The 13679-nt window shown below is 41.7% G+C and carries 25 protein-coding genes; all 25 read left to right on the top strand.

Features of this window, described 5'->3' with window-relative positions:
• The first annotated feature begins 216 nt into the window (after positions 1 to 216).
• The 25 genes from rpsS to AC4HAF_RS07430 all read left to right on the top strand — a co-directional run bounded on the left by rpsS (position 217) and on the right by AC4HAF_RS07430 (position 13486).
• Positions 217 to 495: a 30S ribosomal protein S19 gene (gene rpsS, locus AC4HAF_RS07550; RefSeq protein WP_003086904.1), complete on the top strand. Its 279-nt coding sequence runs from the start codon at positions 217 to 219 to the stop codon at positions 493 to 495.
• 15 nt (positions 496 to 510) lie between these two features.
• Positions 511 to 855, top strand: a complete 345-nt coding sequence (rplV, locus tag AC4HAF_RS07545) for a 50S ribosomal protein L22 (protein WP_027974854.1) — start codon at positions 511 to 513, stop codon at positions 853 to 855.
• A 12-nt stretch (positions 856 to 867) separates the two neighbouring features.
• Positions 868 to 1521 carry a 30S ribosomal protein S3 gene (gene rpsC / locus AC4HAF_RS07540; protein ID WP_491097269.1) on the top strand — a complete coding sequence of 218 codons (654 nt, stop codon included), beginning with the start codon at positions 868 to 870 and terminating at the stop codon, positions 1519 to 1521.
• 3 nt (positions 1522 to 1524) lie between these two features.
• Positions 1525 to 1938 (top strand): 50S ribosomal protein L16, encoded by a 414-nt coding sequence (rplP, locus tag AC4HAF_RS07535; RefSeq protein WP_003075193.1) that lies wholly within the window; start codon positions 1525 to 1527, stop codon positions 1936 to 1938.
• 9 nt (positions 1939 to 1947) lie between these two features.
• Positions 1948 to 2154 carry a 50S ribosomal protein L29 gene (rpmC, locus tag AC4HAF_RS07530; protein WP_003086901.1) on the top strand — a complete coding sequence of 69 codons (207 nt, stop codon included), beginning with the start codon at positions 1948 to 1950 and terminating at the stop codon, positions 2152 to 2154.
• A 24-nt stretch (positions 2155 to 2178) separates the two neighbouring features.
• Positions 2179 to 2439 carry a 30S ribosomal protein S17 gene (gene rpsQ, locus AC4HAF_RS07525; RefSeq protein ID WP_003086900.1) on the top strand — a complete coding sequence of 87 codons (261 nt, stop codon included), beginning with the start codon at positions 2179 to 2181 and terminating at the stop codon, positions 2437 to 2439.
• A 26-nt stretch (positions 2440 to 2465) separates the two neighbouring features.
• Positions 2466 to 2834, top strand: a complete 369-nt coding sequence (gene rplN / locus AC4HAF_RS07520) for a 50S ribosomal protein L14 (protein ID WP_491092224.1) — start codon at positions 2466 to 2468, stop codon at positions 2832 to 2834.
• A gap of 80 nt (positions 2835 to 2914) precedes the next feature.
• Entirely contained in the window at positions 2915 to 3220 is a 306-nt protein-coding gene (gene rplX, locus AC4HAF_RS07515; RefSeq protein WP_003086898.1) for a 50S ribosomal protein L24, read from the top strand.
• A gap of 23 nt (positions 3221 to 3243) precedes the next feature.
• Positions 3244 to 3786, top strand: coding sequence for a 50S ribosomal protein L5 (gene rplE / locus AC4HAF_RS07510; RefSeq protein ID WP_491092223.1), 543 nt, complete (start codon positions 3244 to 3246; stop codon positions 3784 to 3786).
• A 15-nt stretch (positions 3787 to 3801) separates the two neighbouring features.
• Positions 3802 to 3987 (top strand): type Z 30S ribosomal protein S14, encoded by a 186-nt coding sequence (locus tag AC4HAF_RS07505; RefSeq protein ID WP_002262327.1) that lies wholly within the window; start codon positions 3802 to 3804, stop codon positions 3985 to 3987.
• Between the two features lie 241 nt (positions 3988 to 4228).
• The gene (gene rpsH, locus AC4HAF_RS07500; protein ID WP_491092222.1) at positions 4229 to 4627 is read left to right on the top strand and encodes a 30S ribosomal protein S8; all 399 of its coding nucleotides are present in this window, start codon (positions 4229 to 4231) and stop codon (positions 4625 to 4627) included.
• A 203-nt stretch (positions 4628 to 4830) separates the two neighbouring features.
• Positions 4831 to 5367, top strand: a complete 537-nt coding sequence (gene rplF, locus AC4HAF_RS07495; protein ID WP_491092221.1) for a 50S ribosomal protein L6 — start codon at positions 4831 to 4833, stop codon at positions 5365 to 5367.
• Positions 5368 to 5456: 89 nt separating this feature from the next.
• Positions 5457 to 5813: a 50S ribosomal protein L18 gene (rplR, locus tag AC4HAF_RS07490; RefSeq protein ID WP_003010871.1), complete on the top strand. Its 357-nt coding sequence runs from the start codon at positions 5457 to 5459 to the stop codon at positions 5811 to 5813.
• Positions 5814 to 5831: 18 nt separating this feature from the next.
• Complete coding sequence (rpsE, locus tag AC4HAF_RS07485) at positions 5832 to 6326, top strand: 30S ribosomal protein S5 (protein ID WP_027974859.1); 495 nt, start codon at positions 5832 to 5834, stop codon at positions 6324 to 6326.
• Between the two features lie 13 nt (positions 6327 to 6339).
• A complete protein-coding gene (rpmD, locus tag AC4HAF_RS07480; RefSeq protein ID WP_491092220.1) occupies positions 6340 to 6522 on the top strand; it encodes a 50S ribosomal protein L30 in 183 nt (60 codons plus the stop codon).
• A gap of 253 nt (positions 6523 to 6775) precedes the next feature.
• Positions 6776 to 7216, top strand: a complete 441-nt coding sequence (rplO, locus tag AC4HAF_RS07475) for a 50S ribosomal protein L15 (protein WP_027974861.1) — start codon at positions 6776 to 6778, stop codon at positions 7214 to 7216.
• Entirely contained in the window at positions 7216 to 8520 is a 1305-nt protein-coding gene (gene secY / locus AC4HAF_RS07470; RefSeq protein WP_491097268.1) for a preprotein translocase subunit SecY, read from the top strand. The genes rplO and secY overlap by 1 nt, the downstream gene beginning before the upstream one ends.
• A 192-nt stretch (positions 8521 to 8712) precedes the next feature.
• Positions 8713 to 9351: an adenylate kinase gene (locus tag AC4HAF_RS07465; protein WP_491097267.1), complete on the top strand. Its 639-nt coding sequence runs from the start codon at positions 8713 to 8715 to the stop codon at positions 9349 to 9351.
• 116 nt (positions 9352 to 9467) lie between these two features.
• Positions 9468 to 9686: a translation initiation factor IF-1 gene (gene infA / locus AC4HAF_RS07460; RefSeq protein ID WP_002262318.1), complete on the top strand. Its 219-nt coding sequence runs from the start codon at positions 9468 to 9470 to the stop codon at positions 9684 to 9686.
• 23 nt (positions 9687 to 9709) lie between these two features.
• On the top strand, positions 9710 to 9826 hold the full coding sequence (gene rpmJ, locus AC4HAF_RS07455) for a 50S ribosomal protein L36 (protein ID WP_000868345.1): 117 nt from the start codon (positions 9710 to 9712) through the stop codon (positions 9824 to 9826).
• 18 nt (positions 9827 to 9844) lie between these two features.
• Positions 9845 to 10210 carry a 30S ribosomal protein S13 gene (gene rpsM, locus AC4HAF_RS07450; RefSeq protein ID WP_002262317.1) on the top strand — a complete coding sequence of 122 codons (366 nt, stop codon included), beginning with the start codon at positions 9845 to 9847 and terminating at the stop codon, positions 10208 to 10210.
• A gap of 18 nt (positions 10211 to 10228) precedes the next feature.
• On the top strand, positions 10229 to 10612 hold the full coding sequence (gene rpsK / locus AC4HAF_RS07445; RefSeq protein ID WP_003080097.1) for a 30S ribosomal protein S11: 384 nt from the start codon (positions 10229 to 10231) through the stop codon (positions 10610 to 10612).
• Positions 10613 to 10657: 45 nt separating this feature from the next.
• Positions 10658 to 11596 (top strand): DNA-directed RNA polymerase subunit alpha, encoded by a 939-nt coding sequence (locus AC4HAF_RS07440; protein WP_491097266.1) that lies wholly within the window; start codon positions 10658 to 10660, stop codon positions 11594 to 11596.
• Positions 11597 to 11613: 17 nt separating this feature from the next.
• Positions 11614 to 12000, top strand: coding sequence for a 50S ribosomal protein L17 (gene rplQ, locus AC4HAF_RS07435; protein WP_027974865.1), 387 nt, complete (start codon positions 11614 to 11616; stop codon positions 11998 to 12000).
• A 223-nt stretch (positions 12001 to 12223) separates the two neighbouring features.
• Entirely contained in the window at positions 12224 to 13486 is a 1263-nt protein-coding gene (locus tag AC4HAF_RS07430) for a glutamate-cysteine ligase family protein (RefSeq protein WP_491097265.1), read from the top strand.
• Positions 13487 to 13679: the final 193 nt, after the last annotated feature.

The raw sequence follows: 13679 nt of genomic DNA, 5'->3' as shown, positions 1-13679 counted from the left end.
TTGATCTTTCACAGCAAAACCTCTGCACAGTTGACGAGGAAAAAAGTGAGTTGCAAAACAAAACTATTTTACCCTCAGCTGCTGCATTTAGCCGGTTAGCTGACCGGCTTATACATTCCGCCAGCTCGGTAGGGTCTGTCAGGAAAAAGCTCAATTTGGACTTTTTCCGCTTCCCAAGCCGCTGTGGTACATTTATTTAAAGGAGAAAATAACATAATGGGACGCAGTCTTAAAAAAGGACCTTTCGTCGATGAGCATTTGATGAAAAAAATCGAAGCTCAAGCTAATGACGAAAAGAAAAAAGTTATCAAAACTTGGTCACGTCGTTCAACGATTTTCCCAAGTTTCATCGGATATACAATCGCAGTTTATGACGGCCGCAAACATGTTCCTGTTTACATTCAGGAAGACATGGTAGGTCACAAGCTTGGTGAATTTGCACCAACACGTACTTACAAAGGTCACGCAGCTGACGATAAGAAAACACGTCGTTAATAGGAGGAGGACACAATGGCAGAAATTACTTCAGCTAAAGCAATGGCTCGTACAGTGCGTGTTTCACCTCGTAAAACACGTCTTGTTCTTGATCTTATCCGTGGTAAGAACGTTGCTGACGCAATCGCAATCTTGAAATTCACTCCAAACAAAGCAGCACGCATCGTTGAAAAGACGCTTAATTCAGCAGTTGCCAATGCAGAAAATAACTTTGGTTTGGAAAAAGCTAATTTGGTAGTATCTGAAACATTTGCTAACGAAGGACCAACCATGAAACGTTTCCGTCCGCGTGCCAAAGGTTCAGCTTCACCAATCAACAAACGCACAACTCACGTCACAGTAGTTGTTGCAGAAAAATAAGGAGGTAAAATCGTGGGTCAAAAAGTACATCCAATTGGTATGCGTGTCGGGATCATCCGTGACTGGGATGCGAAATGGTATGCTGAAAAAGAATACGCGGATTACCTTCATGAAGATCTTGCAATCCGTAAATTCATTCAAAAAGAATTGGCTGACGCTTCAATTTCAACTATTGAAATCGAACGCGCAGTAAACAAAGTAAATGTTTCCCTTCATACTGCAAAACCAGGTATGGTTATCGGTAAAGGCGGAGCAAATGTTGACGCTCTTCGTGCGCAACTTAACAAATTGACTGGAAAACAAGTTCACATCAATATCGTTGAAATTAAATCACCGGATCTTGATGCTCACCTTGTTGGTGAAAACATCGCTCGTCAACTTGAGCAGCGTGTTGCTTTCCGCCGTGCACAAAAACAAGCTATCCAACGTACAATGCGTGCGGGTGCTAAAGGAATTAAAACTCAGGTATCAGGCCGCTTGAACGGTGCAGATATTGCCCGCAGCGAAGGATACTCAGAAGGAACTGTTCCGCTTCACACACTGCGTGCGGATATCGACTATGCTTGGGAAGAAGCTGATACAACTTATGGTAAGCTCGGTGTTAAAGTTTGGATTTACCGTGGTGAAATTCTTCCAGCTCGTAAAAACACTAAAGGAGGCAAATAACAAATGTTAGTACCTAAACGTGTTAAACACCGTCGTGAGTTCCGCGGAAAAATGCGCGGTGAAGCTAAAGGCGGAAAAGAAGTAGCATTCGGAGAATACGGTCTTCAGGCTACAACCAGCCACTGGATTACCAACCGCCAAATCGAAGCTGCCCGTATCGCAATGACGCGTTACATGAAACGTGGCGGTAAAGTTTGGATTAAAATCTTCCCTCATAAATCATACACTGCTAAAGCTATCGGTGTGCGTATGGGTTCAGGGAAAGGTGCTCCTGAAGGATGGGTAGCGCCGGTTAAACGCGGCAAAATCATGTTTGAAATTGCCGGTGTACCGGAAGAAGTTGCTCGTGAGGCGCTTCGCCTTGCCAGCCACAAGCTGCCGGTTAAGACGAAATTCGTGAAACGTGAAGCAGAATAAGGAGAAAACATGAAACTTCAAGAAATTAAAGATTTTGTTAAAGAGCTTCGTGGTCTTTCTCAAGAAGAACTTGCTAAGAAAGAAAACGAACTGAAAAAAGAACTTTTTGATCTTCGTTTCCAAGCTGCAGCAGGTCAACTTGATCAAACTGCCCGTTTGAACGAAGTTAAAAAGCAAATTGCACGTGTGAAAACAGTGCAGTCTGAAAACAAATAATAGATTGGGAAAGGAGTCTTTTAAATGGAACGTAAACAACGTAGAACATTAGTTGGTCGTGTTGTATCAGATAAAATGGACAAAACAATCACAGTTGTAGTTGAAACAAAACGTAACCACCCAGTCTATGGTAAACGTATTAACTACTCTAAAAAATATAAGGCACATGATGAAAACAATGTTGCCAAAGAAGGCGATATTGTCCGCATCATGGAAACTCGTCCGCTTTCAGCAACAAAGCATTTCCGCCTTGTTGAAGTGGTTGAAGAAGCTGTTATTATTTAATCAAACCTGAAAGGAGAAAAACTTAAATGATTCAATCAGAAAGTCGTTTAAAAGTCGCTGACAACAGCGGTGCTCGCGAAATCTTGACTATCAAAGTTCTTGGTGGGTCAGGCCGTAAATTCGCTAACATCGGTGATGTTATCGTTGCTTCAGTAAAACAAGCTACTCCTGGTGGTGCGGTTAAAAAGGGTGACGTTGTCAAAGCCGTTATCGTTCGTACCAAATCAGGTGCTCGTCGTGCTGATGGTTCATACATCAAGTTCGATGAGAATGCAGCTGTTCTTATCCGTGATGATAAAACACCTCGCGGAACTCGTATCTTTGGTCCGGTAGCTCGTGAACTGCGTGAAGGCAACTTCATGAGAATCGTGTCATTGGCACCAGAAGTACTTTAATTTAAACACAAACGAAGTCCCCTGACAATTTGTCAGGGTGCCCATAGGGCGTAAGAAATATACAGAGGAGAATAACTCAAATGTTTGTAAAAAAAGGCGATAAAGTTCGCGTTATTGCTGGCAAGGACAAAGGCGTAGAAGCTGTAGTCCTCAAAGCTCTTCCAAAAGTAAATAAAGTTGTTGTTGAAGGTGTAGCTATCATCAAGAAACATCAAAAACCAAACAACGAAAACCCTCAAGGTGCTATTGTGGAAAAAGAAGCACCAATCCATGCATCAAACGTTCAAGTCCTTGACAAAAACGGCGTTGCTGGACGTGTCGGTTACAAGTTTGTTGACGGCAAAAAAGTTCGTTACAACAAAAAGTCAGGCGAAGTGCTTGATTAATCACGAAGGAAAGGAGAAGTATAATGGCAAATCGCTTAAAAGAAAAATATCTTAATGAAGTAGTTCCTGCATTGACAGAAAAATTCAGCTACTCATCTGTAATGGCTGTGCCTAAGGTTGAAAAAATCGTCCTTAACATGGGTGTTGGTGACGCTGTATCAAATGCTAAAAACCTTGAAAAAGCTGCTGATGAATTGGCGCTTATCTCAGGTCAAAAACCACTTATCACTAAAGCTAAGAAATCAATCGCCGGCTTCCGTCTTCGTGAAGGGGTTGCTATCGGTGCGAAAGTTACCCTTCGTGGCGAACGCATGTATGAATTCTTGGATAAATTGGTTACTGTATCACTTCCGCGTGTGCGTGACTTCCACGGCGTGCCGACAAAATCATTTGACGGACGCGGCAACTACACACTCGGCATTAAAGAACAATTGATCTTCCCGGAAATCAACTTTGATAATGTTGACAGAGTACGCGGTCTTGATATTGTTATCGTAACAACTGCTAATACCGATGAAGAATCACGTGAATTGCTTACAGGCCTTGGAATGCCTTTTGCAAAATAATAAGGAGGTTTAAATTTGGCTAAAAAATCTATGGTTGCTAAGAGCAAACGCCCGGCAAAATTCTCTACGCAAGCTTATACCCGTTGTGAAAAATGCGGCCGTCCGCATTCAGTCTACCGCAAATTTAAACTTTGCCGTGTCTGCTTCCGCGAATTAGCTTACAAGGGACAAATTCCCGGCGTAACAAAAGCGTCTTGGTAATTAAATGATACTAAGGGCGTGACGGACTAAGTGAAAATAGGAAATCTAACGACGAACGCTTGCGTTCTAGGTGGATTTCTCTTTTTCACACAGGCCGTAGCCCGAGTTCAAATGAAATGATACTAAGGCTTTATCCTTAGTTCAAATCAACTTTTTAACTGAAAAGTTATCAAAATGCCGTACAGGCATCATTAACTAGCAAGTGAAAACTTCAAACTACTAGTAAGAGGAGAAAAAATAAATGGTTATGACTGACCCGATTGCAGACTTTCTGACACGTATCCGCAATGCAAACCAAGCGAATCACAGTGTTGTTGAAGCTCCTGCATCAAACATCAAAAAGGGAATTGCTGAAATTCTTAAACGCGAAGGCTTTGTGAAAAATGTTGAAGTCGTCGAAGATGATAAACAAGGAATCATCCGTGTTTTTCTTAAATACGGACAAAATGGTGAAAAAGTTATCACCGGCTTAAAACGTATCTCTAAACCAGGTCTTCGTATTTATACGAAAAGTACAGAAGTTCCCAAAGTTCTTAACGGACTTGGAATTGCAATCATTTCAACTTCAGAAGGACTTTTGACTGACAGAGAAGCCCGTCAAAAGAACGTTGGAGGCGAAGTGGTGGCTTACGTTTGGTAATCCCGTAAGAGATATCCAAAAAACTGCTCATTTGAATACGGGCTAAAACCTGTGTGAAAAAGATAAACTTTCCTAGAAACCTGAGTTTCTGCGTCAAGTTTCCTATTTTCACTTTGGTTTTTGACGCCCTTTGTATCATGAGCACCCCGTGAAAACTGGTCGTTCAAAGAGCGGCTTGATAATCTAACAGGAGAAAATAATTTATGTCACGTATTGGTAATAAGGTGATTACATTGCCTGCCGGTGTAGAACTGAGCAATAAAGACAATGTCGTTACTGTAAAAGGACCTAAAGGGGAACTTACTCGTGAGTTTCCAAAAGCTATTGAAATCAAGGTTGAAGGTACTGAAGTATCTCTTCACCGTCCAAATGATTCTAAAGAAATGAAAACAATCCACGGTACAACCCGTGCCAACTTGAATAACATGGTTGTCGGCGTTTCTGAAGGTTTCAAAAAAGAACTTGAAATGCAGGGTGTCGGTTACCGTGCTCAGCTTCAAGGAAAAAAACTTGTGCTTTCTGTTGGTAAATCTCACCAAGATGAAGTGGAAGCTCCGGAAGGAATTACTTTTGAAGTTCCGTCCGCTACAGCTATCATCGTAAACGGAATCAATAAGGAAGTTGTCGGTCAGACAGCTGCTTATATCCGCGGACTCCGTGCTCCTGAGCCATATAAAGGCAAAGGTATTCGTTACGCTGGTGAATATGTACGCCGCAAAGAAGGTAAAACAGGTAAATAAGATTAGTTTAATAGCATTTGTAATATACTGCAGCTGCTATAGAACAACTTTGTCAGTTTGATAATTATAAAATTTAAGAGGTAAAAATTGTGATTTCGAAACCAGATAAAAATAAAATCCGTCAAAAACGCCACCGTCGCGTTCGCGGTAAACTCTCTGGAACTGCTGATCGCCCACGTTTGAACGTTTTCCGTTCTAATACAGGCATCTACGCTCAAGTAATTGATGACGTAGCGGGTGTAACGCTCGCAAGTGCTTCAACTCTTGACAAAGAAGTTTCAAAAGGAACTAAAACAGAACAAGCCGTTGTTGTTGGGAAACTCGTTGCTGAACGCGCAGTAGCTAAAGGTATTTCTGAAGTGGTGTTTGACCGCGGTGGATATCTCTATCACGGACGTGTTAAAGCTTTGGCTGATGCAGCTCGTGAAAACGGATTGAAATTCTAATAGGGAGGACACTTAATAATGGCATTTAAAGATAATGCAGTAGAACTTGAAGAACGCGTTGTTGCGATTAACCGTGTTACAAAAGTTGTTAAAGGCGGACGCCGTCTTCGCTTTGCTGCTCTTGTAGTTGTTGGAGACCGTAACGGCCGTGTAGGCTTTGGTACCGGTAAGGCTCAGGAAGTACCGGAAGCTATTCGCAAGGCAGTAGATACTGCTAAGAAAAATATGATTGAAGTACCAATGGTTGGAACAACAATTCCTCACGAAGTGCGTTCAGAATTTGGCGGTGCTCGTGTCTTGCTGAAACCAGCTGTAGAAGGTGCTGGAGTTGCTGCCGGCGGTGCAGTTCGTGCCGTTGTGGAATTGGCCGGTGTGGCAGATATCACATCTAAATCACTCGGTTCAAACACTCCAATCAACATTGTTCGCGCAACAGTTGAAGGCTTGAAACAGCTTAAACGTGCAGAAGATGTTGCTGCCCTTCGCGGTGTTTCAGTTTCTGATTTAGCATAAGAAAGGAGAAGTCATGGCACAACTTAAAATTACTTTGACTAAGTCTCCAATCGGCCGCATTCCTGCACAGCGTAAAACCGTTGTTGCCCTTGGACTTGGTAAATTGAACAGCTCAGTTGTCAAAGAAGACAACCCGGCTATTCGCGGTATGGTCAACAAAGTTTCACACTTAGTGACTGTAGAAGAAGTTAACTAACATCGGTCAGCTGAAATGATGAGAAAACAGCTTTCTCACCATTGATCATGCCTGTCCTTGCAAAGCTGGCTGTACAGGTACCTCCGGCTTTGGCTGGAAGGAGCTGCACAGTCAGCTGCTGAAATTTATCAAGTCGCAGCGATTTATCGCTGCGGCTTGAATGCAATATAAATTCGTATAGGCGAGTCTTTACAGGGAACACCTTTTCCCCTGTAGAGGCGTTAGCATTTTACAAATAAGGAGAAAAATTTAAATGAAACTTCATGAATTAAAACCTGCTCAAGGTTCTCGCAAAGTTCGCAACCGTGTTGGACGTGGTTCATCATCAGGTAACGGTAAAACTGCAGGCCGCGGTCAAAAGGGCCAAAAATCCCGCAGCGGCGGCAGCATCCGTCCCGGATTTGAAGGCGGTCAAACTCCGCTTTTCCGCCGTCTTCCAAAACGCGGATTTACAAATATCAATGCTAAAGAATATGCACTTGTTAACCTTGACAAATTAAATGTCTTTGAAGATGGTGCAGAAGTTACTCCTGCTGTTCTTAAAGAAGCAGGAATCGTTCGCAATGAAAAATCAGGGGTTAAAATTCTTGGTAACGGCGAATTGACTAAAAAATTAACTGTTAAAGCAGCTAAATTCTCAAAATCTGCTGAAGCAGCAATCACTGCTAAAGGTGGTTCAATCGAGGTGATCTAATGTTTTTTAGACTTTTAAAAGACGCCCTGAAGGTGAAAAGTGTTAGAAAAAAGATTTTCTTTACAATTTTTATCATCTTTGTGTTTCGTGTTGGTACGCACATCACTGTACCAGGCATCAATGCTAAAAGTCTTGAACAAATAAGTGATCTGCCATTTTTAAATATGCTAAATCTGGTCAGCGGTAATGCCATGAGTAACTTCTCCGTTTTCTCCATGGGGGTCAGCCCTTATATTACCGCATCGATCGTAGTTCAGCTCTTACAAATGGATATATTGCCTAAGTTTGTTGAATGGGGTAAGCAGGGTGAAGTCGGACGCCGTAAACTTAATCAAGCGACGCGTTATATTTCGCTGATTCTTGCTTTCTTCCAATCTATTGGTATTGCTTACGGTTTCAATGCCCTCTCCAGTGTCGGTATTGTATCAACGCCAAACATGCAAACATTTCTTTTAATTGGTGCTATTTTAACGGCAGGAAGTGTGATTGTGACTTGGATCGGAGATCAAATTTCCGATAAAGGTTTCGGCAACGGTGTCTCAATGATTATCTTTGCCGGGATTATTTCCTCTATACCTGAGACCATAAAATCAGTCTATGAAGATTATTTTGTCAATATTCGTTCTGATGAGCTGACAACTTCTTTGATTTTTGTAGGACTGCTGATTTTGGCCAGTCTGCTGATCATCTTCTTTACAACCTTTGTTCAACAGGCAGAATATAAAATTCCAATCCAATATACGAAGCTGGCACAAGGTGCGCCGACGAATTCTTATCTTCCGTTAAAGATAAATCCGGCAGGCGTTATTCCGGTCATCTTTGCAAGTTCCATTACAACTATTCCAAGTACCATACTGCCGTTTTTCCAACACGGCCGTGATATTCCTTGGATGGCGACCTTGCAGGAATGGCTGTCCTATACCAATCCGACGGGGATGGTTGTCTATGCGGTTCTCATTGTTCTGTTTTCATTTTTCTATACTTTCGTACAGGTGAATCCGGAAAAGACAGCAGAGAATCTGCAGAAGAATGCTTCCTATATTCCTAGTGTCAGACCCGGGCGTGAAACTGAAGAGTACTTGTCATCACTCCTTAAAAAGCTTGCTACAATCGGTTCAGTTTTTCTGGCCTTTGTTGCTCTGAGTCCTATTGTTGCCCAGCAGCAATTTGACCTGTCATCGAGCGTAGCTTTGGGAGGAACCAGTCTCTTGATCGTTATTTCAACGGGTATTGAAGGAATGAAACAATTGGAAGGCTACCTTTTGAAGAGACAGTATGTTGGTTTCATGAATACTGCAGAATAGACAATAAAGCAGCACTTTACAGCAAAGCGCTAAAAGCGCAGAAGTTGTTTGCTTAATAGAGCAGACAGGGCTGCGGGGGCAGAATAATGAATTCTTTGATTTTTGAGTTCATGTTCTGCTCCCTTCTATTTTGCTTTTTAATAAGTTTGCCAAATTGGTGAATTTATTTGAAAACAAAATAAGGAGACTATCATGAATCTTTTAATTATGGGCTTGCCTGGTGCAGGCAAAGGAACTCAGGCGGCTAAAATTGTTGAGAAGTTTGGCCTTGTTCATATCTCAACAGGAGATATGTTCCGCGCTGCCATTGCCAATCAAACAGAATTGGGACTCTTGGCCAAGTCATATATGGACAAGGGAGACTTGGTTCCTGATGAAGTGACTAATGGCATTGTCAAGGAGCGTCTGGCACAGGAAGATATCAAAGAAAAAGGTTTTCTTCTTGATGGTTACCCGCGCACTTTGGAACAGGCAGAAGTGCTGACTGCTATCTTGAATGAGCTTGGTCTGACATTGGATGCAGTGGTTAATATTGAGATTGCGTCTAATAAGCTGGTTGAGCGTTTGAGCGGCCGGATCATCAACCGTAAAACCGGCGAAACCTTTCACAAAGTTTTTAATCCCCCTGCTGATTACAATGAAGAAGATTACTATCAGCGTGAGGATGACAAACCAGAAGCTGTCAAGCGCCGCTTAGACGTGAATATTGCTCAGGGTCAGCCAATCATTGACTATTATCGCGCTAAGGGATTGGTTCATGATGTTGAAGGCGATCAGGATATTGAGCTGGTCTTTGAAGCTATTGACAAGGTTTTGTCAAATTTAAAATAAAATCAGTTTAGTGGCTTGATTTTTCTTGCGAAGAGTGATAGAATAAGCTAGTCTGGCTTATAATTGTTACCTCTGTGCTCAGAGGACATCAAATCGAAATTTAGGGGGGCTTTTGCGTGGCAAAAGAAGATGTGATTGAAATTGAAGGCAAAGTTGTTGAGACAATGCCGAATGCGATGTTTACAGTCGAGTTAGAAAATGGGCATCAAATTTTAGCAACCGTATCCGGGAAAATTCGGAAAAATTATATCCGTATTTTAGTAGGAGATAAGGTTACTGTTGAAATGAGTCCTTATGACTTGACACGCGGACGCATCACATACCGCTTTAAATAATCGAAATAAATGGAGGGATAAAAATGAAGGTAAGACCATCGGTTAAACCAATTTGCGAATACTGCAAAGTTATTCGCCGTAACGGCCGTGTTATGGTGATTTGTCCGACAAATCCAAAACACAAACAACGTCAAGGATAATAGTAGAAAGGAGAAAAAATGGCTCGTATTGCTGGAGTTGATATTCCAAACGACAAACGTGTAGTCGTATCACTTACTTATGTGTATGGTATCGGTTTGCCGACTTCTAAAAAAATTCTTGCTGCAGCAGGTGTTTCAGAAGATATCCGCGTGAAAGATTTAACATCCGATCAAGAAGATGCTATCCGCCGCGAAGTTGATGCAATCAAGGTTGAAGGAGATCTTCGCCGTGAAGTTAACCTCAACATTAAACGTTTGATGGAAATCGGTTCATATCGTGGAATCCGTCACCGCCGTGGACTTCCTGTCCGTGGACAAAACACTAAAAACAACGCCCGCACTCGCAAAGGCAAAGCTGTAGCGATTGCTGGTAAGAAAAAATAAAAATAGGAGGTAAAAAAATTGGCTAAACCAACACGTAAACGTCGTGTGAAGAAAAATATTGAATCTGGTATTGCCCATATTCACGCTACATTCAATAACACTATTGTTATGATTACAGATGTGCATGGTAACGCTCTTGCGTGGTCATCAGCCGGTGCGCTTGGATTCAAAGGTTCACGTAAATCCACTCCGTTTGCTGCCCAAATGGCTGCAGAAGCTGCTGCTAAATCTGCTCAAGAACATGGTCTTAAGACTGTTGAAGTTACTGTAAAAGGGCCGGGTTCAGGTCGTGAATCTGCTATTCGTGCGCTTGCAGCTGCTGGTCTGGAAGTAACAGCAATTCGTGATGTGACTCCTGTACCGCATAATGGTGCTCGTCCTCCAAAACGCCGTCGTGTATAATCATAATCTCATAGTACACAGGAATGTTTTAGAGGAGTAAAATAGATGATTGAGTTTGAAAAACCAATAATAACAAAAATTGATGAAAATAAAGATTACGGCAGATTTGTCATTGAACCGCTTGAACGTGGCTATGGTACAACTCTAGGTAATTCCCTTCGTCGTGTACTCTTGTCTTCACTTCCGGGTGCGGCTGTTACGTCAATTAAGATTGATGGGGTACTACACGAATTTGATACCATTCCGGGTGTGCGCGAAGATGTCATGCAAATCATCCTTAACCTTAAGGGGCTTGCTGTAAAATCTTATGTTGAAGAGGAAAAAATCATTGAACTGGATGTTGAAGGGCCAGCAGAAATTACTGCCGGAGACATTTTAACAGACAGCGACATTGAAATTGTTAATCCTGACCACTATCTCTTTACTATTGCTGAAGGTGCCAGCCTAAAAGCTACTCTGACTGTGGATACTAATCGCGGTTATATTCCGGCAGAAGAAAATAAAAAAGATGATGCACCGGTTGGGACACTTGCGATAGACTCTATCTATACACCGGTTAAGAAAGTCAATTATCAGGTCGAACCTGCCCGTGTCGGCAGCAATGATAATTTTGATAAACTGACTATCGAAATCATGACCAATGGAACTATTATTCCTGAAGATGCTTTAGGTTTATCTGCCCGTGTTTTGATTGAACATTTAAATCTCTTCACTGATTTAACTGAAGTTGCAAAAGCAACGGATGTCATGAAAGAAACAGAACAAGTTTCTGATGAGAAAGTACTTGATCGTACGATTGAGGAACTTGATTTATCGGTGCGTTCATACAACTGTTTGAAACGTGCTGGTATTAACACAGTCTATGATTTAACAGAAAAGACTGAACCTGAAATGATGAAGGTTAGAAATCTTGGACGCAAGAGCCTTGAGGAAGTTAAAGTAAAACTTGCTGATCTTGGTTTGGGATTAAAAAACGATAAATAATAATATAGGAGGAAATAATGGCTTACCGTAAACTAGGACGTACTAGCTCACAACGTAAAGCAATGCTTCGTGATTTAACGACTGATCTTCTTATCAACGAATCTATTGTAACAACAGAAGCTCGTGCAAAAGAAATCCGCAAAACAGTGGAAAAAATGATTACCCTTGGCAAACGCGGCGATCTTCATGCCCGTCGTCAAGCTGCTGCATTCGTTCGCAACGAAATTGCATCTGAAAACTATGATGAAGCTAATGACAAGTACACGTCAACGACAGCTCTTCAAAAACTTTTTTCAGAAATTGCACCGCGTTATGCAGAACGCAACGGCGGATACACTCGTATTCTTAAAACAGAACCGCGCCGTGGTGATGCTGCCCCAATGGCAATTATCGAATTAGTATAATTTTTATCAATTTTGTTGAGTGTTACGATGATGGAATTTTAAAAATTCTTAGTCTAGCTCTGGTCTGCCACTAGGAGTCTCTCCTAGTGGAACACTCATCATATTGAAGCGACAGCGTTTATTTAGGAAATGTTTTTAACAGTAGAAGCACTTCCTAAATAAGCGCTTTTTGAATTCTTTGAAAATTTTGTTATAATTAACCTCAAACATTGGGGAGCAACATATGACAAAAGCTATAGATTTACTGAAAAAACGATACCTTACTAACATAAAGGAAGCGCCTGAGTTCTACATAGGAATTGAACTGGAGTTTCCGATTGTCAATTTGAAACAGGCAGCCACAGATTTGCATGTCTCAAAATCTTTACTGGCTTACCTTCCTCAAGTTCTGCCCTTTGAGGTGGAAAAGTGTGATACAGACGGACAGCCTGTTCAGCTTGTTGATAAAAACTCAGAAGACAGGATTCTTTTTGAAGTGTCTTACAATACGCTAGAGTTTGCTTTTGGAAAAGTTAAAAGAATTCAGGATGCCGAAAAAAGGTTTCATCGCTATTTGGATGTTATACAAAGCTATTTAAGGACTTATCACCACGTGATACAGGGCTTTGGGGTTCACCCTTATTGGTATTTAAATGACAATCGTGCAGTTAAGCTGCCGCGTTATCAAATGCTGCTGGATTTTTTAGCCTTGTCTAAAGACAAAAAAGATCCTTTCTTTCATAAATTTCCTCAATATGGCTCTTTTATCTGCGGGAATCAAGTTCAGCTGGATGTCAGCAAAGATAACTACCTGCGTGTCATCAATGCTTTTAACAAAATTGAAGCAGCCAAGGCTTATCTGTTTGCCAACTCGGAATTTTGGGGACAAGACTGGCCGTTTAAAATTTCGCGGGATATTTTTTGGGAAAATTCCACGCATGGTATCTTCAAAGAAAATGTCGGTGTCAATAGCAGAAGCTTTGAAACAGAAGATGACTTCTTTGACTATCTTTCCGGCTCGGCCATTTTCAGCGCAGAAAGAGATGGGGAACTTTATTATTTTGAACCGATTCGTGCAAGAGACTATCTGCTCCAAAAGGAAATTTCAGCATGGAATCTCAAGGGAAAAAAAGCGATATTGTCTCCTCAAGAAGCTGATTTTAACAGTCATCGCAGCTATCAGTATCAGAGTTTAACTAAGCGCGGGACAGTCGAATTTCGCAGCGTCTGCACCCAGCCCCTAAATCAAACATTTGCTCCCATTGCCTTTCATGTCGGTCTTTTAGCAAATTTGGACAAATTAGAAGACTTGTTAGCAAACAGTGAGTTTTTATCTGCTTATAAACAAGATTATGTCTATCTGCGCCGCTCCAGCCTTCGCCTGCAGTCGGATGCAGAGTTTCTAAGTGGCTTGAAACACTTCAGCAAACCCCTGCAGTCATGCAGTCTCAGAGGGCTGTTGGATCGAGGTTTAGGAGAAGAAAAGTATTTAGTTGAAAAAAAGTAAGGAAAAGGAGTTGACAAAGGTGGGAAGAGCTGATAGAATATAGTAGTTGTCTCGTTAGGAGACAGCACGTCAGAGCCCTTTGAAAACTGAACAAGACGAACCAAGTGCGGGTTACGGAAGACGTAACCTGTCAAGAACAATAAGTCAGCGATGACAAAAGCGAGTTAAGCGCTCAAACTTAAGAAGCAATGAG

The sequence above is a fragment of the Streptococcus sp. ELY_90 genome (assembly GCF_058314475.1).
Note: the sequence above shows the minus strand (reverse complement) of the source record. Positions and strands in the feature narration are given on the sequence as shown.